Source organism: Desulfobacula toluolica Tol2 (assembly GCF_000307105.1).
GTDB classification, from domain to species: Bacteria; Desulfobacterota; Desulfobacteria; order Desulfobacterales; family Desulfobacteraceae; genus Desulfobacula; species Desulfobacula toluolica.
Window position 1 is genome coordinate 2,759,231 of record NC_018645.1, and the last position, 20,514, is coordinate 2,779,744.

The window sequence follows — 20,514 nt, forward strand, 5'->3', positions numbered from 1 at the left end:
TAATTAATATTATGAATGAATTCCTTTTACTCGGTGATCAAATTTTATATTCACCCTTATTTGATAAGTTTAACAATCTGCTTAAACTGATCACCCTGTGCCGCCCGCATCAATTCAAAAAATATCATTTCAACACAAGTCACCCGGCAGCCTGACTGAACAAGCCTTTGAATACCAACTTCCTTATTTTCTTTGATTCTGGAAGAAACGCAATCCGAAACGACCTGAACCTCGCAACCTTGATTAATCAAGTCGTATCCTGTCTGAAAAACGCAGATATGAGTTTCAATTCCGGTCAAAAGCACTTGATTTCTTCCGGCTTTTTTGAACTTTTCCATAAATTGCGGTTCCCCACAACAAGAGAATGAGAATTTCTCAATGGGTGTCTCGCCCACCATACATTTTGAAACCGCTTCAGCTGTCGGACCTAAATTCTTTGGGATCTGTTCCATCCAGATAACCGGCACTCCAAGAATTTTCATGCCCTGAATCATAACCTCAAGTGATTTAAACAATTTTTCTTTTTCATGCATTAGCTGAGACAGCTGACCCTGAACATCAATCAACAACATAATGGTGTTATCAATGGTAAACATTATCATCCTCCTTTAGCTATCCATCATTATAAAACACAATTTGTAATCCATGCCGTTTTTTGTTAACCTGATTACAGTAAACAAACAATTCAATCGAATTTAATTGAGGCATTATTTTTAATAAAAATTAATACCCCCTTCAAAAATAAGGGAATTTATTGAGCATTTTGTTCTAAATACTTTTTTAGCACAATTATTGCAATCAACTCTTTAAAAGAATATTTTAAAAAATATTTTTTCAGGAGTCAATTCAATGGTGACATCAATTCAAAGTAACATATCAGCCTTACAGGCATTTTCCAAGCAAATGGCGGTCAGTGCCAATAATGTTGCAAATACCCTTTCCGATGATTTCAAAAAAAGCCGGGCAATAAACACTGAAGGAGAAAACGACCAGGTTAAAACAATCATCACAAAAATAGATACCCCGGGTCCGCTTGTGGTAGATCATTTAAGCGATACCGGAAAATTAAAAGAACTGTCCAACACCGACATAGCAGAAGAACTGTCCAACCAGATAATTATCAAACAAGAATTTGCAGCAAATACAAAAGTTATTCAAACAAACGAAAAAACCACTGGAACTCTTCTCGACCTGATAGGATAATCTTATGATCATAAAAAAATCAAATATCTTACAATATCAACCTTAAACTTGATACAGGCAGTTTACACCCATTAATCAGAGTAACCCAAAGAGGACAGATTTATCTAACAGCTGCCGAGTAATTTTCCGGCATCAGCCATGTTAAGATCGAACCATCATAGACTAAGGATGCAACCAAAAAACCGAAAATCATCTTTATCGACAGTTAACCTGACGCCTTTCTTCATTTAGATGTACTTAAAGCATAATTTATGCCATACTATGGAAAATTTAAATTATAGGCTGTTAAAACGTAAAAATTGAAAGAATATTCAGGATATTATATGTCATTTGATGAACTTGGCCTTCGGGTCGAATTGCTTAAAGCCTCAAAATCCAAGGGTTATACCGCCCCCACACCCATTCAGACCCGGGCCATTCCGGCGATTCTCAACGGACGGGACATTCTTGCACGCGCTCAGACAGGAACGGGAAAAACAGACGCATTTGCCCTCCCACTGATTGAAATCCTGAGCCGTAAAAAAGTCAAACGGCGATACCCAAGGGCCCTTGTCCTGACACCAACCAGAGAGCTTGCACTACAGGTGGGAGAAAGCATCAAGGCCTATGCCAGACGAGTATCCATTCGATGCACCGTGGTTTACGGCGGGGTTAACATAACGCCACAGATTGATCGACTGAAGCGCGGCATTGATATCCTTGTGGCCACACCAGGACGTCTTCTGGATCTTGCCAGCCACAGAGACCTGGATCTTTCCAGAATAGAATTTCTGGTGTTTGACGAGGCCGACAGAATGCTGGATCTTGGATTCAGTGAAGAGATTTCCGAAATCCTTGAGTTTGTTCCGACTGAACGCAGGACCATGCTGTTTTCAGCCACCTATACACAACAGATCCGAAATCTTGCCCAAATAATGCTTCAGGAACCAGACTATATAGAGGTGACACCCAGCAATACCGCAGCAGAATCAATTGTTCAGAAGGTTCACCTGGTGGACAAACCCAATAAACGCGCACTGCTCATACATCTGATCACCACTGGACACTGGACCCAAATACTGGTCTTTGTCCGCACAAAACACGGGGCAAACAAACTCACGGAGAAACTTGTCGCAAAAGGGATCAGTGCTGCTGCCCTGCACGGCAACAAGAGCCAGTCTTTCAGGACACGCACCCTCAAAGAATTCAAAAACGGTGTAATCCGCACCCTCGTGGCAACGGATGTGGCTGCAAGAGGTCTTGACATCAGCAATCTACCCTATGTTGTCAATTACGATATACCGAGTGTACCAGAGGATTATATTCACCGCATCGGACGCACCGGTCGCGCAGGCGTAAGCGGTATTGCTGTCTCACTGGTCAGTCCTGATGAGAGACCTCATCTTAAAGCTATTGAAAAACTGCTGAAGCAAAAGATCCCAAAGGAACCGATTGACCACTACACCATGGATGGCACAGTTCCGGATTTTGTCCTATTGCGCCCCAACAACCCGTCCAGCGAAAAAAAGGCAGACAAACAAATAAAAGAGATTGTCAACAAAAGAAAAGCCTCAAAACAGCGTTCTCAAACACCTGCCGGGAAAGCAAGATCAAAATCCCGATCCGGCAGAAAAAAACACATCACAAAAAAAAGCGGTTTCTAAGACTTTGTATTAACCCAACCATGAACCATAAAGTTGTGGATTACTGTTCTGCAAAGCTGAAGAACCGATTGTTGATCACTTTAGTGCCTGGGAAATAAATAAGGGCACCATATTATGCCCAATGGCACTTGATGGGATTCAAATAGTGTAACTGTTTCTTAACTTCTCAAGCGGAGGCAGCTCAAATATGAATTCCATGACAAGGTTGAGGTCAACAAATTTATAATTTAGTTCCTTCTGAACCAGGTCAAATACTGATTCCGACTTAAAAACGTATTTTTTTGGAACATCAACTTCAAAATCCGATTTTTCAAGATAAAATTTCAGATCTTCCCGTTTGGCAAAACGCCTGAGTGCAGCAAGGCTGATGAATCAGCCCAGTTCCTTTTCAAGCCAGTAGTGGTAATTTTTAATGCTGATTATAAGGGATTTGGGTAACCAGCTCTATTGCCCTGATCAACGACAAATATTTTTTTCCTTCAACGACAATTAAAATTCCCGTTTCTCATTCCTTTATAACCTGCTGATTTTATATTTTTTTTCATTATTGACTTGATATTTTTTGTAACATTGATAATATCCCTCACGCCGGTCTGGAGGATAGGGCAACTGCTGGGAAGCAACCCGAGCGCCGTGACTGGTGACGAAGACATGGGGGGCAGTATGCTGTCCAATGTATTCTGCCCTTCCCCCCATGTTTTTGTCCTTCATGCGTTAAATCCCCGCGCCTTAGCGCGGAACAAATACCCCGTAGGGCCGCCGGAGGCATATTGTTTTTCTTCATTTTTCTGCTTGATACTTGAAACCCGCTTTAATCAATATATCCTCCAAAATTATCCCAACCTCACCTCTTTTTTTGAGCTCATCAAGCATCCACCGCTGGATGCGGGCATTCACATGAACACGCTTTAGATGTGACGGCAATTTCGGTTTTGGTTTTCCTCTATATCCTCCACGCATACCATCTCCTTTTTAAATAAAAAAACCCGAAAGCCTTGCCATTCAAAGATTATAGATAACCGTACAACGCTTTACAAAAAAAATATGTGATTTTCGCATAAAAAAATGGCCGTTTATTATTCATCTGTTTTTAAACAGGATTATTATAAAAACCGGTTCTGCCATGTGTTAGGCCATGTCGTGATAATATACGCCCAATAGTTCTCACAGAAGGTATTGGCTGGATATTCTCATTCTCCATTTCCTCCCTTATAACCCTGGCGCCACAGTGCAGGCCTCTATTGTATAAATGCAGCCGTATCATTTTGACAATTTCTACGAGTTCTTCCCTGGTATATGCTGTTTCCATATCGTGTTCGAACATTATCTTGCCTCCTTTTTGGCCTGCTCCATGCGATAGCTCTCAACATTCAATTCAAAGATAATGCTGTGATGAACAAGCCTGTCGATAGCCGCAGCCGTCGTCATCGGATCTTTAAAAATCTGTTCCCACTTGGAAAAGGGAAGATTGCTGGTGATCATCAGACTGCCTTGCTCATACCGGTCTGCCAGGAAGGTGAACAGCACCTCCATCTCTTCCCGGCTTTGCTGGACATATCCGATATCATCGATAATCACGGCATCAAACCTGGAGAGGCTTTTGAGCTTTTTTGTCAACTCAAGCTCCCTTTTGGCGATCAGCAGCTCCTGAACAAGCTGGCTGCATGAGATGAAAAGGACCTGCTTTCCTTTTGCAATCAATTCATGGCCAATGGCACACAACAGATGGGTTTTCCCGCTTCCCGGATTCCCAAAGGCCAAAATATTTTCAGATCGGCTTAAAAAAGAGCCGTCGATCAGTACATTCAAATGATTAGCGACCTTTATGGGAAGGCGTTTTTTATCAAAATTTTCAAAGGTCTTTGACGGTGGCAGCTTGGATGCCCTCAGGTTCCGTGCTATCCGGTTTTGCCACCGCACTTCACATTCAAGATTCAGCAGCTGTAAAAGATACTGTTCATACCCCCATGACTCCGCCCGGGCCTGATCTGCCATTTCTTCATAGCTGCGGCGCATGGTCGGCATGTGGAGACTCTTGAGATGGTTCATGATCTGGTCATGATCACTCATCATGCTGCCACCTCCTTGAGAAGTTTGTCATAAAGGGTTAAATCAACTGCCGGAATATGGATATCATCTGGTCCGGCAACAGGGGCATTGGATTCCATAAGGCGCTGAACCGCATCTTTGCTGATTTCATGGCTTTCGTTTATTAAAACCGTCAGAGCACTGTCTACAGCCACTTCACTGTCTTTTGCGGCAAGGTATAGAATCTTCAAATATCTTGAGGCAGCGCTTTGAACAGTATAGCGTTCTTTTAAATAGTCATAGGCAATCCGGAAACGGCTGGTGGGAAACATGGCATCACGATAGCGGTAGTTTTCAAACGCCCTCGGCTTTTTGACCAGGCTGTCAATGATATGCCGGTAATTGATTTTGTGCTTCCCCTCACCCCGTAACCGTGGCAAGGTGTCGATCTTTTTCTGTCCGTACCAGATTTCCAGACATTCCATGTAAAGACGAACCTGTATTTTTTCTCCTATGAGCCTGCTGTTCACTGAGTAGACATTGTGATTGACTCGTATGGTACTGCTGGGACCGACTTTTAAATCCAGTTTTTTACATGAGTCGATCCGGCGTTTGGGGAGCCGATGCAGGAGTTCCACTTCTTCTGCAAGGCGGCCTTTTCGGCCGGCATTCAGTTGCCCAAACAACCTGGACAGAAAACTCTCATACTCTTCCCGGTCTTTAAAATCCCGGTGACCTCTCAATAACAGGGCTTGTTCAACGGCTTTTTTGAACCGGTAATTGCGCTGCTCCACATCACCATTTTCATTGGGGCTGGACGGGTTCGTTTTAGAAGGAGTCAGACCGTAATGGTCGACAAGATCCTGATATCTGCGGGTGAACTCTTCCGGGTGGGTCTCCTTGTTGACAGCGGCAGCCAAGCGATCTGTGCGGTGATGATACGGTACACCGCCCAATTCCCATAAAGCATTTTGCAGGCCCTGGCTCAGGCTTTCAAAACTCTCGGAGAAACATATGGTACCGGTTTCCCAGTTGGAATAGGTTAAAACAAAATGATAAATCATGTGATCAAAAGGAACGCCGGATATGGTGATGCCCAGCTCATCCATATGGGTGAAGTCAGACTGGCATAATTCGCCCGGCTTATGAATTTGAGCGAAGAAAATTTCTTTACCCGGTCCTTCTGTTGCCCTCCAATGTTTTATCCTCCGTTGCAAGGTCCTCAACTGCCCATCGGCAAATCGGCTTGGCTGGTTTCTTTGAAGATCCTCAAAAATGGTTTTGGCTTCCAACCCCGGATTTATTGATAACATTCCTTTGATACCATCCCATACGTCTTCAAACGGGTCCTTACGTGTTCTCCAGTTATGCTCCTGTTTAAGTTCGCTTGGCAATTTGCCCATTTTACGGTACTTTCGAGCCGTTTTTTCATCCATACCTGCTTTCATTGCTGCTATCCCGAAATTTTTTTCAGTTTGAATCAACTTGAATAACCTCCTCACTTGCTGGTCCGTTACCATCCAAATCTCTCCTTTCATAAGATTTGGCGGCTTTTACCATTTTTTTGATTTATATTTCAGGAATTTTAATTGTCGTTCGGCGGGTATTATATATGACGCTGATCATTGCCCCCCAATGAACCCGATATTAAATGCGGCAACAACTTCGGTTAAAGTGCCTTTGTTTCCTATGGGTCATTCTGGATAGCCCTGGGAATAATTTTCATGATGAATTATTTTAAAATTTATCATTCCAGCACGACGGATGTAGGATGGTTCCTGGTCGTCTGGACCCTTTACACCTTCATCATGTGGTTTACCGGAATGACCAAAGTCGCAGGTTATGAACTGATGCTGTGTGCCATCTCAGCCTGGTACATGATGGCACATGTCATCTTTGCCCAGTTTTTCGGAAAAGATCAGTTATATCTACAGAGTTCCCAATCAGGATCTTTTCGTAGGAGCAGGTGTCTATGTAAGTGGCATGATGTACTAACCCTCGGGAAACTGTTGTGTAATTAAAAATATCAAACAAGGGAGTGCAAAGCTTAATTTGCACTCCTTTGTTATTTAATAGTGCTTCTAATAAAAACAATTATCGAGAATCGGTCTATTAAATGTTTAGGCTTTTAAGATAACTACCCCCTGCTTGTAACCCAATCCCCCGTTGCCGTGAACGGCCCCATACTGGAAAGGTCCATTTTGAAGCTCCCTGTACATTTGGACTAGGGCATTTAAAGACGGGTTGTTCCATGGCGCTTTGCAAAGGTTCATTCCTCCGGTTACTGTGATTTCGTATTGATTGAGAAGGGCGGGTATATGCTTGTATGAATCGGCAATACCTGTTTTTAAAAGAAAGGCCAGCGGAACCACCGGGTAGCAGGTATAAATTTCAAGCAGTGCGTTTTTATTAAGAAATTCAGCTCCAATATCAACCCCGGCAGCTTTACAGGCGCTCTCATAGGCTTGAACAAGGTGGGCATACTCTGCAATTTTGTGTATGTTTTCCGGCCCATCTTCAGTTGAGGATATTCCCGTTCCTGCTATTTCAATCAAATCCCTCTCCTCAATTCCGCATGCAAAGGCCGTTTTTTTGTTGCAGACAATCAGTTTGCCTTTAAAGTCAATCATAGGATTGGCGCAATCTACCCCCCGAAAAAGATCTGTTATGTACTCAAACCATTTCGCATCCGGGTTGCAGTCACTGTTTTTTCTTGAATAAGTTCTTCTATAATTTTCAAAAAGCTCTCCTGCTATCTGTTTGAAATCATCTTTCGAGGTCTGGTGGGCCTGAATGAATGTTTCTGCCAGTCTGTTATAAAGGTCCACAATGGAAAGACCGTCACCGTAGATCGCCATCATTTTTTGCCTGGTCTCTCTGGGATATGAGGATCGCAAATTGTCTTCCCCTGAAATAACAACGACTTGAGCCGTTTTGTCGATAATCTGCTCAGCGGCTTCATGAACAGCTTCCACCGGGGCGCAACCGCTTCTAAAATGATTTTTCAAAGGTTTAGAATGCCATCCTGCCTTTAAGGGATCAATATAAAAATGAGTTGCAGGTATGTTGTTTTCTTTAAAAGAAAGTTCAATTGATTCATAGTTATCAAACGAACCGTTGCCGTCAATTGAACTCTCAGCCGCTATGATATATGCTTTTTCCATTTCCAGGGGGAATCCCCCCTTTCTCCTTTTTATTAAAATTTCAGCACAATCTGTTTGTCAAATCCTTCCAAGGAAGGGGGGAACAGGTTACTTTAAATTCAACGGAACTTTTCAGCCACAAACTTTTTTTAAGATCAAATAAAGACTTGATTATTGATACCATATTCCTGGCGCTTCCCAAGCTATAAAAACATCATATGATTTTAATATTATAGTATTTTCAAAAAATAAACTTACATCATATTGTGGTGCAAGGCAATTTTATTTTAGGCCGAACTCTCAACAATATAGGCGAAGATATAAAATCAAATTTCCATTACACCCTATACAAAAAATTTATCTAATGTATGGGAAAGGGATTTCTTGAAATAAGGTTATTTTCCAAATAAGAGCCTGTTTAAAAAATACCACAGAGTAGCATGCTGTGAGTTTGAATTTGATAAGAAATGCTAAAAATTCACTGTACAGCAGTGAAAATTAAGAGATAAAAAATGCCAAACTACAATAATGTAATAATTTTTAAACAGATAATATGAGAAGGCTGGTCCCTCCAACGAGCTATGATATAATCACGCTCAATTAGTAACGCAGTCACCCAAGGGGCTGCAAAAAAAGGAGGGGACCAGCCATGAATAACAATATCACAATAGGAATGGATTTGGGAGACAAGTTTCACATAGCGGTTGTATTTGACAGTGATGGCACTGAATTAGAGATTGCCAAGGTGATTAATACTAAAACCGGTATACGCACGTTCTTCAAACAGTACAAATCCGCCACAGTGGCTATAGAGGCAGGCACTCACTCTCCATGGATCAGCCGGTTGTTGACTGAAATGGAGCAGACCGTGTACGTCGGGAACCCTCGTAAATTAAGGTATATCTGGGACAGTATTGATAAATCAGATGCCCGGGACGCACGGATGCTTGGTATGGTTTGCCGATTGGAACCAAGACTTCTGCAACCAATACACCATCGCAGCAGCCAGGCCCAAGTTGATCTGACAACAATCAAATCCCGTGATATGCTGGTTAAGAGCCGCACACAGCTGATCAACCACGTAAGGGGAATCGTCAAAGCCAATGGGGAGCGTCTGCCCAAATGCAGTGCAGCAAGCTTTGCCAATAAATGTAGTTCCGATATCCCAAAAGAGCTTTGGCCTGCTATAGCGCCTTTGTTTGAAGTTATCACGGAGTTGAATTGCCAGATAAAAGAGCTTGAGAGCAAAATTGAACAACTCAGCATAGAAAAGTACCCTGAAACCAGGTTTTTGAGGCAGGTTCCTGGAGTTGGTCCCATAACTGCATTGTCATATATCCTTTACATTGAAGATCCTGCCCGTTTTTCCAAAAGTCGTCAAGTCGGTCCTTTCTTAGGGTTAACACCCAGGAGGGACCAATCGGGTGAAATGGACAAGCAACTTCCCATTACTAAAGCAGGGAATACTTATCTGCGCCAGTTGCTGGTGGGATGTGCCCATTATATTATGGGGCCATTTGGCCCAGAAAATTCCCTGCGCCTCCACGGCCTGGCTATCGCTGCAAGAGGAGGTAAAAATGCCAAGAAACGAGCCGTTGTCGCTGTCGCCCGGAAATTGGCAGTGCTACTGCATCGACTATGGGTGAGCGAAGACACATACCAGCCATTTTATTGCAGAGACAAAAAAGTTGCCTGAAGATGAACCTCATCAATATAAAACAGGATTTATGAGTTGAAGATTTTTAAGGAAGATGACCCGATTTTAAGGGGGCCAGCCGCCCCCTATCCCCCCCCGGGATTTATCGCGCTAGGGACAAAAGCATGAGGGAGGAACAGGTACAGTTGCGGTGTACCTGCCCCCATGCTCTCGTCACCGGCTGCGGCGCTCGGGTCGCTTCCCAGCGTTGCCCTATCCTCCGAGCCGGCAGTAAGATAATATCACTGCCATACAAAATATCAACAGGATGGTGCAGCATGATACAAGTTTCCAACGTCTCATCCAGGAGACTGCGATAAGAGCCTTGCAACAGTCGGTTGCCGCTGACATTAAATGGTTGCGTTAAACAGATAGCAGCTCCTGCCACCGGATATTAACATGCACCGGGACAAATGGCAGTCCCATAAAAGAGTGCGAATGGAAGCGTGATGGTCCGAGACTTGTTGGATTGGGAAAAGGATAATTCGTGAACGAATTTCCTCTTGACATAAGCCTTCTCATGGAAGGCTCTAAGAGATTACTATTACAGACATGGCTTTGCCAGTGGCTTACAACGTTACCGGTGCATGTCCTGCAAAAGAACTTTTAATGCCGTGACGGGTACTCCGCTTGCACGGCTCCGTCATAGAGACAAATGGTTAAGTTACCTCAAGGCTATCAGAGAATACTTAACAGTCAGAAAAGCAGGCACTCTGGTAGGTATCAACCGTAAAACATCTTTTCGTTGGCGACATCGTTTTTTGACATTGATAGCCAGTGATCGTCCCGATTCACTACATGGAATCACAGAAGCAGATGAAACGTATCTTCTTGAATCACATAAAGGATCTTGCCATCTTGTTCGAAAGCCGCGTAAGCGAGGAGGAAAGGCCTCCAGGCGAGGAATTTCGAGAGAACAGGTTTGCATTCTCATTGCACGGGATCGGGCTGGTTGCACCGTTGATTTTGTAACTGGCTTAGGGCCGGTTAGAGCCGCCAGTCTAAAAAGCAATTTAAAGCCTGTGCTTGATATAGATGCTCTGCTTGTAAGCGATGGCCACATTGCCTATAAAACATTTTGCCAAGCTGAAAATATCTCTCATGAGGTCATAAATTTGAGCAAAGGAGAGAGGGTTAGGGGCGCCTTCCACATCCAAAATGCCAATGCCTATCACAGCAGGTTTAAAGTCTGGCTGAAACGGTTTTATGGTGTTGCAACAAAGTATCTATCAAATTATCTTGGGTGGCGGCGTTTATTTGAACAGCACACAAAGATATCACCAGAATTTTTGCTTGGCATTGCGCTGGGACAATTTCAACAATTAAAGGGAACATAGCCTAAAATTATGAAAAATATGCTTTAACAACACTTCCGGTTTTTGGGGGAAGGTGCGCCTTATATTACCCTGAATGTCTTTCAGGCGGCATTTTTGTTTTGATAGCCTTAATTTTAAAGAAAACTGGCCGTTACTATTGCAACCTATTAGTCATTCCCCATAATATTTGCGTTGACAATTAATTGTTATTATAAGAGCAATGCTCTACCAAGTTTAATTAATAATAAAAATTCATTTTCCATTTATTTAGGAGGTATTATCTTATGCCCAGCAACAAGTTTACCCTTTTTTCATGTGCCCTGATGTTTTTTGCCACAACCCTATTCCCTTCCACAACTTTGGCTGCTGAACTAACAGCATTACGTGTTGGAGAACGAACCAAATCCGCATTGCAGGATGAAACAGCGTCAATTTGTAAAGATTGGGAAGAAAACATGGTAAAACAGGGCAAGGGGACAGCACAGCAAGAAATGTCTTCTATGACCAGGCAGAAGGAAAAAGTAAATGGGCACATATCTATTTTAATTTTTTAAGCAACGTTTTCCGGTCGATTTTTAAAATTTCAAGGGCTTTGGCTTTGTTGCCGCCGGTCTGTTCCACCACATCCCTGACATATTTTTTTGACATATCTTCCAGGCTAAGATTGAGGCATTGATCACAGGGTACATTAAACTTCATGATGTCGGGAAAATTGACACTGTCGATAAAATTCGTATCATTCATGATCAGGTTTCGATGAATCAGGTTTTCAAGTTCTCTGACATTGCCGGGCCAGAAATATGTTTTCAAAGCATTGACAGCCTTATCCGTAAATGCGGGTTCTTCTTTTCCCAGCTCTTTGGCATATTTTAAGGCAAAATGCCGGGCCAACAGAAGAATGTCATCCCCACGTCCCCGGAGAGGGGGAATTTCAATATTGATAACATTTAACCGAAAAAACAGATCCTGGCGAAACAGACCCTTTTTAACCAGATCTTCCAAATTTTTATTGGTGGCTGCAATAACTCTGACGTCAATTTTCTTGAGTTTGGTTTCCCCAACCCTGGCAACTTCTTTTTCCTGTAACACCCTGAGAAGTTTTGCCTGAAGTTCAAAAGGCAGTTCACTGATTTCATCTAAAAAAAGACATCCTTTTTCAGCAGCCTGAAAAAAACCTTTCCTGTGTTGCACAGCGCCCGTAAATGCCCCCTTTACATGTCCGAACAATTCACTTTCAAACAAAGTCGCGGGTATGCCCGGACAATTGATGGGAATAAACGGATACACGGATCTGGCCTTGTGATGATAATGAATCGCCCGGGCCACAAGTTCTTTTCCCGTACCGTTTTCTCCGGTTATCAAAACAATTGCATCGCTTTTACAGGCTTTTTCAATCTTTGAATACACCTTGAGCATACTTTTGGATTGACCAATAATACCAAACCTGGACCAGGTATCCGTATAGATTGCTGCCGGATCTATTTTTTTTTCTTTCTGTTTTTGGAGGGTTCTTTGAACGGTATCCAGAAGTTCCTGATCTGTGAACGGTTTGGTAATGTACTCATCTGCTCCTTCTTTCATGGCAGCCACGGCACTGTTAATAGAACCGTATCCGGTCAACATGATGACACCAATATCCTTCAAATGGTCACATACATACCGTATCAATTCAAGGCCAGTATGTTTGGGCATTTTATAATCAGTGATGAGAAGATCAACTTTCCGATGTTTAAGGACCTGGATGGCATCTGGTACACTATGGGTTGCAAACACCTGATAACCGGACATTTTAAGGTTTCGTTGTATCACTTCACATGTAATGATATTATCATCAACAATGAGAATCGCTTCCTTTTCGACTGGATCAGGCATTATTTTTCCTCCAGAGGTAAACAAACTTCGAAAATAGTTCCTTTGCCAGGTTCGCTGCTGACTTTAATGTCCCCATTATGGTTTCTGACAATGCCGTACACAACGGAAAGGCCTAACCCCGTGCCTTCACCAACATCTTTTGTCGTAAAAAAAGGCATGAATGTTTTGCTGATATTTTCACCGGATATCCCGATCCCGGTATCTTCAACAGAAAGAATTACATTTTCATTGTTTTTTCTTGTGGTGAATGTTAATTTCCCGCCATTTTTCATTGCCTGGATGGCATTGATTGTTAAATTCGTTATCACCTGTTTGATCTGGTTGGGATCAGCGGTAATGGTTATGGCTTTTGCATAGTGTTTTACAATTTTTATGCCTTCTTTAACACATCTTGCTTCTAAAAATATGATGCTGCTGTCAATGGCTTCATTGAGATTGATTGTTTTTTTGCACAAGGATGTCTGACGGGAAAATTCCATTAATTTTTTTATGATTTCCCGGGAATATATGACACATTCTTCAATTTTTCCAAGGTCTTTTTTCGCCTGATCCGGCATGTCAGGCAGTTTCAGTGCCAATTGCGCCAGCCCCAGTATATTACCCAATGGTTCGTTGAGTTCATGGGCAACCCCTGCGGAAAGCTGACCTATTGTTGCCAGCCTATCGGCATGAAGAAGTTGATGCTGAATGAGCTTTCTGTTTTCATCATCACGCTGCTTTATCACATAAAAGCTGATGATATTGGCAATCGCCTTGAGCAGGTTTCTTTCTTCAATCAAAAAAGGAATCTTTGATTCCAGACCCAGTCCAGGAGGGTAAAAAACTTCTATTGATCCTACAGCCTTGTTTTCAATTAAAATTTTTTCAGTCTGAAACACACTGGATTCAAAAAAATCCGGGGAAAGATATGTAGTGTCCTTAAAAGTGATACGGGCACAGGATTCTTTTGAATATTGCCATCCATGGGGGATTATACAAACGATTTTATCCAGTGCAACATCCATGTCGGTTTCCGACACCACACACTGGGCAACCCGGCACAGACAATTGAGTTCTCTTATTCTTTCTCCCTCACAACGGTGGCGTTTTTTATAAGCACAATAAAACTGTTCTAATTTTTCATTGCGTTGTTTGAGTTCTTTAATCTGCTGCTGCTGTTTTTCGAACCGAATATCAATGGGTTCCATTTAATTTTTCCCACTTATGATGTCGCTTCCACAGGTTCCATACCGGGAATTCCGGCATGGAACGTTAAGTGAAAAATAATCTATATTCGATAAAAGTCAATAACTGCAACGGGCAGACCTGGTCTTTCGCTCAGATTTGCCCGCAACAAAAAATGAAAGTCACTGTCTGGATTTTTGAAGACTTTCATATAAAAAATCAGGATAATCCCTGATCAAGAATAGCATCTGCCACACGCCGGAACCCGGCAACATTTGCACCAAATATATAATTGCCTTTTTTGTTGAATTCGCAGGATGTTTCATAACACTGGTCATGGATATGCTTCATTACCTGATGAAGTCGATTATCAACTTCCTCTTCCGTCCAATTCATAAAAGTGGCATTCTGTGCCATTTCAAAGCAGGAACAGGCCACCCCTCCTGCATTACATGCCTTTGCAGGTGCATACATGATATCTGATTTTTCCAAAAATTCCATACCCTCCAGGGTCACGGGCAGGTTGGCACCTTCTACAAGGCATTTTACATTGTTTTTAACCAGGGCCTTTGCATCATCAAGATCAAGTTCATTTTGTGTTGCACAGGGAAATGCAATATCACAAGGAATTACCCAGGGCCGCTGATCTTTATAAAAATCCACGTTAAACTTATCTGCATAATCTTTTACAACATCATTTCCGCTCAACCTCAGTTTCAGCATATAATCGACTTTTTCGCCGGTAATACCCTCGGGATCATGGATAAATCCGTCCGGTCCGGAAAGAGTAACCACTTTGCCGCCAAGCTCATTAACCTTTTTAACAACCCCCCACGCAACATTTCCAAAACCGGAAACCGTAACAGTCTTACCCTCAATATCATCTTCTACATTTTTCAGCAGTTCCTCGGCAAAATAAACTATGCCATACCCTGTAGCCTCGGGCCTTAAATAACTGCCGCCCCATGTAATGCCTTTGCCTGTCAAAACACCTTTAAAAGATTTGGTTATCCTGCGGTACATGCCGAAAAGATACCCGATTTCCCGTGTTCCCACACCGATATCACCGGCCGGGACATCAGTTGATGCACCAATATGCCGTGAAAGTTCCAACATGAAACTTTGGCAAAAATTCATGATTTCATTATCTGATTTGCCCCTTGGATTAAAATCAGATCCGCCTTTTCCACCGCCCAATAAAAGACCTGTTAATGCGTTTTTAAAAATCTGCTCAAATCCGAGACATTTGATAATGCTTTGGGTAACGGATGCATGGAATCTAAGGCCCCCCTTATAGGGCCCCAGTACATTGCTAAACTCGACACGATACCCGGTATTGACCTGAATCCGACCCTGGTCATCTTTCCATGGTACTCTGAAACTGATTGTCCGGTCCGGTTCGACCAGTTGTTCAAGAATCCGGTTGTTTTGATACTCCGGATTAGAGTCCAGCACCGGTGCAATGGATTTAAAAACTTCAGCCACAGATTGAATATATTCTTTTTCCCAGGGATATTTTTCCGTAAGCATTGCTAAAACAGACTTTGTATATGCATTCATGAATTTTTCCTATTTGTCTTTTTTAAAATTAATTACATGGTCATCTGTTTTTTTCAGACAACGGGTTTCACCATTTTTACAATATTTATTGCAATTGCAAATTCCATTCCAAACCGGTTTTATTGGATAATCAAACTTTTGAGTATCCTTGTCAATATCGGTTTTTGACTCCAACGGATCAAGACAGGAAAACTCCTCACAAAAAATAACAGGTCTTTTGTGATTCATGCAATAATTGCATTTTTCTGCATTTGAACAATTAATGCAAAGACCTGACAGTTGATTTTTCTCTGTCATAACACCTCCCTAATTTATCTTTAACATAAAAATAGCAATTAATATGCCAGACTCTGAAAAAATCATCAAAACCTCTAATATTACAAACAATTAATCTATAAACAAATCACAATCAATCCCTTTTAATGTATGGAAATTTTCCATAACCGGGAAATTTTCCATACTTTTCTGGCTTGAGGCAATGCTTCATATTTGCATATCATTGACACCCTTTTCCTGATTTAGTAAGTTAGCTGCCAAGTTTCTGGGAATGATACAGGAGATAAAATTTGAAGATTATTATCGTTGGTGCAGGGGAAGTCGGATATAACATTGCCGGCCGGCTTGCGTCTGAAAACAAGCAGGTTATTGTCATTGACAAGAACCCGGACGCTGTTCGGCGACTTTCCGAAAACCTTGATATACAGGTCATAACAGCATCAGGCAGCAATCCCAAAGTTCTCATTGATGCCGGTATCAATGAAACTGATATCCTTCTTGCGGTAACAGACCAGGATGAAACAAACCTTGTGGCCTGTCTGATAACCGACCTGATATCACCCACAACTAAAAAACTGGTAAGGCTCAGGGATGCTGATTTTGATTCCTATCATGAGCGCTTCAAAAAAGAGGCCCCCCATATTGATACTGTGATCAATCCTGAAATTGAGGTGGTCAATACCATCAGAAAGCTGATGGAAGTACCCGGCGCTGTTGATGTTGGTGATTTTGTTGACGGTCAGGTAAAATATATAGGGATCAGACTGGACAAAAATTCTCCTATGGCAGGAATCCGACTGATTGATTTTCCTGCTGAATTTGGTGAAGAAAGACCGTTGATTGCAGCCATCATAAGAGGCAACAAAGTTATCGTACCCAGAGGCGGAAACAAATTAGAACCCGGCGATCTTGTCTATTTTGTCTGTGAGACAATAAAGCTTGAAAAAACACTCAAGCTTTTTGGAAAAAAAATACAGCCCATTCAAAACGCCTTGATTATCGGTGGCGGACGAATCGGTGAACGACTTGCCAAACGTCTTGAACAAGACAATATTAAAACAAAAATCATTGAATCCGATATTAACCGGTGTCATTATCTGTCCGAACAAATGGATAAAACCGTTGTTCTGCATGGGGATGGGTCTGACCAGAAACTCTTTCTTGAAGAAAATGCAGGCCAAAGCGATGTAGTGGTATCTGTTACAGATGATGATGAAACCAATATACTTGTTTCCCTGCTGGCAAAAAACTTAGGTGTTCAAAATACGATCACCAGGATCGGAAAATCAAGTTATTCTCCCCTGCTTGCCACCATTGGCCTGGAAAAAGTTGTCAACCCGAGACTTTCAGCTGTCAGTTCCATCCTGCAGAATGTGAGAAAAGGAAAAGTTTTGTCTGATATTTCCATTTTTGGGGAACGAGGTGAATTTATCGAAGCCATTGCCCTTGAAACCTCGGATATCACGAACAAACCTTTAAAAAAAATATCCTTTCCCAAAGGTGCGCTTCTGGTATGTATCATCAGGGAAGGACAAATCATGATTCCGGCGGGAGACAGTTCTGTCAAGCCTGGCGACCGGATCATCATGTTTGCCGTAAAACATGCCGTAAAAAAACTTGAAAAACTTTTGACTGTTAAACTGGATTTCTTCTGATGCGCTGGCAGTTTATCGCAAGAATTATAGGTATTCTTCTTTTATTTTTGGGATTTTCCATGATCGTCCCGTTACTGGTGAGTTTGTATTATCATGACCTTGCCTTGAACGGTTTTCTTCGATCTATTGCTATTACCGTGGTGGCTGGACTTTTACTGATCCTTCTGTCAAAAAGCCATGCAACCGAGGATTATATAAACCAGAAAGAAGGAATGACCACCGTTGCCCTGGCCTGGACTGCCATCGGCCTTTTCGGTGCCCTGCCCTTTTATTTTAGCCCTGACTTTACAAATTTTACCGATGCCTTTTTCGAATCGGTTTCCGGGTTTACAACAACCGGATCATCGGTCATGATAAATATTGAAGGGGCAACTCAAAGCCTTCTTTTCTGGAGAAGTTTTATTCAATGGCTTGGCGGCATGGGAATTATTGTCCTATCTCTGGCCATACTCCCGTTCCTGGGGGTTGGGGGAATTCAATTGTACAAAGCGGAAGTCCCAAGTCCCGTACCTGACAAACTCACCCCGAGACTGAGTGACTCTGCAAAAATCTTATGGATCGTATATGCAGTCTTCACCTTGATTGAAATTATTTTTCTGCTGGGTGGCGGCATGTCGTTATTCGAGGCTTCCTGCCATGCGTTCACAACCCTTCCGACCGGCGGGTTTTCTCCTAAAAATGCATCCATTGCCCATTATGACAGTGCTTTTTTTGATTATGTCATTGTCATATTTATGGTGCTGGCAGGTATTAATTTTTCTCTTCATTATCAGATGCTCAGGGGTAAAACACTTGCTTTCTGGGAAGATACGGAATGCAGGTTTTTTCTTGGACTCACATTACTGTTAACCCTTTTAATAACCTGGGATATCTACGGCTCCGTCTATACATCCGTTAAAGATGCATTTCGGTTTTCAAGCTTTCAGGTGGTCTCCATCATTACAACAACAGGATTTGCAACAGCGGATTATGAAAAATTCCCGGGATTGAGCCAGGTGCTTTTATTTGTCTGCATGTTTATTGGTGCGTCTGCAGGCTCAACCGGCGGCGGTATGAAGTGCGCCAGGATTATTGCCTGTTTTAAATATTGTTACAGGGAATTGTTCAAGATTATACACCCGCGAAGCATCAGCCATGTAAAAATCAATAATACGGTTATCCCGGATGAAGTGATTCGAAGCATCATGGGATTTTTAGCTCTTTATATCGGTCTTTTTATTTTGTCCAGCATACTTCTTGCCTGCATGGGGATTGACATGATGACAGCATTTGGTGCGGTTGCCGCCTGCATAGGCAATATCGGCCCCGGCTTTGGAACCGTGGGACCAACTGAAAATTTTGCCCACCTGCCGGTAATGGGAAAATGGCTGCTTGCCTGGTGCATGCTGCTGGGCAGGCTGGAAATTTATACCGTTATCATCCTGTTTGTTCCCGAGTTCTGGAGAAAATAACCGAACAAATTCAAAATTATCTTTTTTTACATTTTTTTTACAACTTGTTTACACCACCGTGACAAATGAATAACTCAATGGGGGTATGGTGAACTTAACTCAAAGTTTGAGTGTCAAAATTCACCCGTTAAACAAGGAGAAACCCATGAAACAGATTATCAATAATTATTCCAAATGCATTATTATTGTAGCCATTATGCTCATAGGTTCCATGGCATGGGCAGGCTCACTGAAAAAAACAGAATTGGTTTGCCGCTTGAAAACAGACCGGGATATTTTTATTGCAGGAGAACCCCAGAATATTGTTTTAAAGGTCAGCCTGGATGCCCCGGCTGCACCGGCAGACATTTCGCGTCCTGCAGTGAATCTTGCCCTGGTGCTGGACAGGTCCGGCTCCATGAACGGCACAAAAATCGACCAGGCAAAAGCGGCTGCACTGGAGACCCTTAACCGGCTCGGCATGCAGGATATTTTTTCCCTGGTGACATACGACACCACCATCCAGACCATTGTACCGGCCCGTCATCCAAGCAGTGTGCAGGAAATCATCCATACCATCCGACAAATCAGGACAGGTGGCAGCACAGCCCTTTTTGGCGGCGTCAGCCAGGGAGCTGCGGAAATCCGAAAAAACCTTGAAAATGAATATGTCCACCGCATTGTCCTTTTATCCGACGGGCTTGCCAATGTGGGCCCAAGCACACCCGAGGATCTGGGCCGGATGGGAGCTGCCCTGATCAAGGAAAACATCTCCGTCACCACTGTTGGTGTTGGAGTGGACTACAATGAAGATCTCATGGCACGGCTCTCCCAGAAAAGTGACGGCAACACCTATTTTGTTGAGTCAGAATATGATCTGCCTGCCATCTTTGCAGCGGAGCTGGGAGATGTACTCAATGTGGTGGCGAAAAATGTAAAAGTCATTATCACCCTGTCCGATAATATTACGCCTGTGGGCATCATCGGTCGGGAAGGCAGGATAAGAGGCAACCGGATAGAGCTGTCCATGAACCAGCTCTATGGAGGCCAGGAAAAATATGCCCTGGTGGAAGTGAGACTGCCGGCATCCAAGTCTGGATCAAAACAAACTATTGCCAGGGCTGATGTATATTATGAAAATCCGTTCACCCAAAAACAGGCTCAATCCACAGGCACCAGCCAGGTCAAATTCAGCAACAACCCCAAACAAGTGGCTGAATCCGCGAATATTGATGTGGTTAGGGAGTATGAGCGTAACCTCAATGCCATGGCCCAGGAGAAAGCCATTGAGTTCTCCGACAAAGGACAAAAAAAAGAGGCTGTTGCAGAACTGAAAAAATCTGCAGTCAAGCTCAAAGCTGCTGGTGCAAGATACCAGGATGAAGAACTGCTTGAAGAAGCAAAAGCAATTGAAAACCAGGCCCGGCAAATAGAAGCCGAAGGAATGAGCAAAAAAAGCCGCAAGGTTCTGCGAACCCAATCCTTTCAAATGAAGAATCAACAGCTTTTAAAAAAAGAATAAACATGG

At 42.7% G+C, this 20,514-nt stretch carries 18 protein-coding genes and 2 pseudogenes; 10 read left to right on the plus strand and 10 right to left on the minus strand.

Annotation, left to right across the window (positions count from 1 at the left end; all coding sequences use genetic code 11):
* Nucleotides 1-56: 56 nt before the first annotated feature.
* Nucleotides 57-596: an isochorismatase family protein gene (locus TOL2_RS12665; protein WP_014957833.1), complete on the minus strand. Its 540-nt coding sequence runs from the start codon at nt 594-596 to the stop codon at nt 57-59.
* 253 nt (nt 597-849) lie between these two features.
* On the opposite strand from TOL2_RS12665, the gene TOL2_RS12670 reads away from it, so the two are divergent.
* From TOL2_RS12670 to TOL2_RS24895, 3 genes are all read left to right on the plus strand, one after another.
* The gene (locus TOL2_RS12670; protein WP_014957834.1) at nt 850-1,203 is read left to right on the plus strand and encodes a flagellar basal body rod C-terminal domain-containing protein; all 354 of its coding nucleotides are present in this window, start codon (nt 850-852) and stop codon (nt 1,201-1,203) included.
* Between the two features lie 323 nt (nt 1,204-1,526).
* Nucleotides 1,527-2,846 (plus strand): DEAD/DEAH box helicase, encoded by a 1,320-nt coding sequence (locus TOL2_RS12675; protein WP_014957835.1) that lies wholly within the window; start codon nt 1,527-1,529, stop codon nt 2,844-2,846.
* Nucleotides 2,847-3,416: 570 nt separating this feature from the next.
* Nucleotides 3,417-3,758 (plus strand): hypothetical protein, encoded by a 342-nt coding sequence (locus TOL2_RS24895; RefSeq protein WP_158406074.1) that lies wholly within the window; start codon nt 3,417-3,419, stop codon nt 3,756-3,758.
* 178 nt (nt 3,759-3,936) lie between these two features.
* On the opposite strand, the gene TOL2_RS12690 is transcribed toward TOL2_RS24895, so the two are convergent.
* Genes TOL2_RS12690 through istA form a run of 3 tightly spaced genes read right to left on the minus strand, consistent with a single transcriptional unit; the run spans nt 3,937 to nt 6,355 of the window.
* Entirely contained in the window at nt 3,937-4,170 is a 234-nt protein-coding gene (locus TOL2_RS12690; protein ID WP_041279361.1) for a hypothetical protein, read from the minus strand.
* The gene (istB, locus tag TOL2_RS12695; RefSeq protein ID WP_014956934.1) at nt 4,170-4,919 is read right to left on the minus strand and encodes an IS21-like element helper ATPase IstB; all 750 of its coding nucleotides are present in this window, start codon (nt 4,917-4,919) and stop codon (nt 4,170-4,172) included. Before istB ends, TOL2_RS12690 begins: the two co-directional genes overlap by 1 nt.
* The gene (gene istA, locus TOL2_RS12700; RefSeq protein WP_083863884.1) at nt 4,916-6,355 is read right to left on the minus strand and encodes an IS21 family transposase; all 1,440 of its coding nucleotides are present in this window, start codon (nt 6,353-6,355) and stop codon (nt 4,916-4,918) included. The genes istB and istA overlap by 4 nt, the downstream gene beginning before the upstream one ends.
* 243 nt (nt 6,356-6,598) lie before the next feature.
* Here istA and TOL2_RS12705 point away from each other — a divergent pair, with 243 nt between their 5' ends.
* Nucleotides 6,599-6,895 carry an acetate uptake transporter family protein gene (locus TOL2_RS12705; protein ID WP_051012377.1) on the plus strand — a complete coding sequence of 99 codons (297 nt, stop codon included), beginning with the start codon at nt 6,599-6,601 and terminating at the stop codon, nt 6,893-6,895.
* 99 nt (nt 6,896-6,994) lie between these two features.
* On the opposite strand, the gene TOL2_RS12710 is transcribed toward TOL2_RS12705, so the two are convergent.
* The gene (locus TOL2_RS12710) at nt 6,995-8,038 is read right to left on the minus strand and encodes a hypothetical protein (RefSeq protein WP_014957836.1); all 1,044 of its coding nucleotides are present in this window, start codon (nt 8,036-8,038) and stop codon (nt 6,995-6,997) included.
* A 628-nt stretch (nt 8,039-8,666) separates the two neighbouring features.
* On the opposite strand from TOL2_RS12710, the gene TOL2_RS12715 reads away from it, so the two are divergent.
* The 3 genes and pseudogenes from TOL2_RS12715 to TOL2_RS12725 all read left to right on the plus strand — a co-directional run bounded on the left by TOL2_RS12715 (nt 8,667) and on the right by TOL2_RS12725 (nt 11,583).
* Complete coding sequence (locus TOL2_RS12715; protein ID WP_014957011.1) at nt 8,667-9,713, plus strand: IS110 family RNA-guided transposase; 1,047 nt, start codon at nt 8,667-8,669, stop codon at nt 9,711-9,713.
* Between the two features lie 545 nt (nt 9,714-10,258).
* Nucleotides 10,259-11,050 (plus strand): annotated as a pseudogene (locus TOL2_RS12720) (IS1595 family transposase); the annotation flags it as partial.
* A 263-nt stretch (nt 11,051-11,313) separates the two neighbouring features.
* Nucleotides 11,314-11,583, plus strand: a complete 270-nt coding sequence (locus TOL2_RS12725) for a hypothetical protein (protein ID WP_041279484.1) — start codon at nt 11,314-11,316, stop codon at nt 11,581-11,583.
* Here TOL2_RS12725 and TOL2_RS26165 read toward each other — a convergent pair.
* From TOL2_RS26165 to TOL2_RS12745, 5 genes and pseudogenes are all read right to left on the minus strand, one after another.
* Nucleotides 11,567-11,920, minus strand: coding sequence for an AAA-type ATPase lid domain-containing protein (locus tag TOL2_RS26165; RefSeq protein WP_456297557.1), 354 nt, complete (start codon nt 11,918-11,920; stop codon nt 11,567-11,569). The two genes, TOL2_RS12725 and TOL2_RS26165, sit on opposite strands and share 17 nt — an antisense overlap.
* An 87-nt stretch (nt 11,921-12,007) precedes the next feature.
* Nucleotides 12,008-12,901, minus strand: a pseudogene (locus TOL2_RS12730) (sigma-54-dependent transcriptional regulator); the annotation flags it as partial.
* Nucleotides 12,901-14,088: a sensor histidine kinase gene (locus tag TOL2_RS12735; protein WP_014957839.1), complete on the minus strand. Its 1,188-nt coding sequence runs from the start codon at nt 14,086-14,088 to the stop codon at nt 12,901-12,903. The gene TOL2_RS12735 and the pseudogene TOL2_RS12730, both read right to left, overlap by 1 nt.
* Before the next feature lie 196 nt (nt 14,089-14,284).
* Entirely contained in the window at nt 14,285-15,625 is a 1,341-nt protein-coding gene (gene gdhA, locus TOL2_RS12740; protein ID WP_014957840.1) for an NADP-specific glutamate dehydrogenase, read from the minus strand.
* Nucleotides 15,626-15,634: 9 nt separating this feature from the next.
* Nucleotides 15,635-15,922 (minus strand): hypothetical protein, encoded by a 288-nt coding sequence (locus TOL2_RS12745; protein WP_014957841.1) that lies wholly within the window; start codon nt 15,920-15,922, stop codon nt 15,635-15,637.
* A gap of 269 nt (nt 15,923-16,191) precedes the next feature.
* Between TOL2_RS12745 and trkA the strand changes: the two genes are divergently transcribed.
* The 3 genes from trkA to TOL2_RS12760 all read left to right on the plus strand — a co-directional run bounded on the left by trkA (nt 16,192) and on the right by TOL2_RS12760 (nt 20,508).
* Complete coding sequence (gene trkA / locus TOL2_RS12750) at nt 16,192-17,556, plus strand: Trk system potassium transporter TrkA (RefSeq protein ID WP_014957842.1); 1,365 nt, start codon at nt 16,192-16,194, stop codon at nt 17,554-17,556.
* A complete protein-coding gene (locus tag TOL2_RS12755; protein WP_014957843.1) occupies nt 17,556-19,007 on the plus strand; it encodes a TrkH family potassium uptake protein in 1,452 nt (483 codons plus the stop codon). Before trkA ends, TOL2_RS12755 begins: the two co-directional genes overlap by 1 nt.
* A 145-nt stretch (nt 19,008-19,152) precedes the next feature.
* Nucleotides 19,153-20,508 carry a vWA domain-containing protein gene (locus tag TOL2_RS12760; protein ID WP_014957844.1) on the plus strand — a complete coding sequence of 452 codons (1,356 nt, stop codon included), beginning with the start codon at nt 19,153-19,155 and terminating at the stop codon, nt 20,506-20,508.
* Nucleotides 20,509-20,514: the final 6 nt, after the last annotated feature.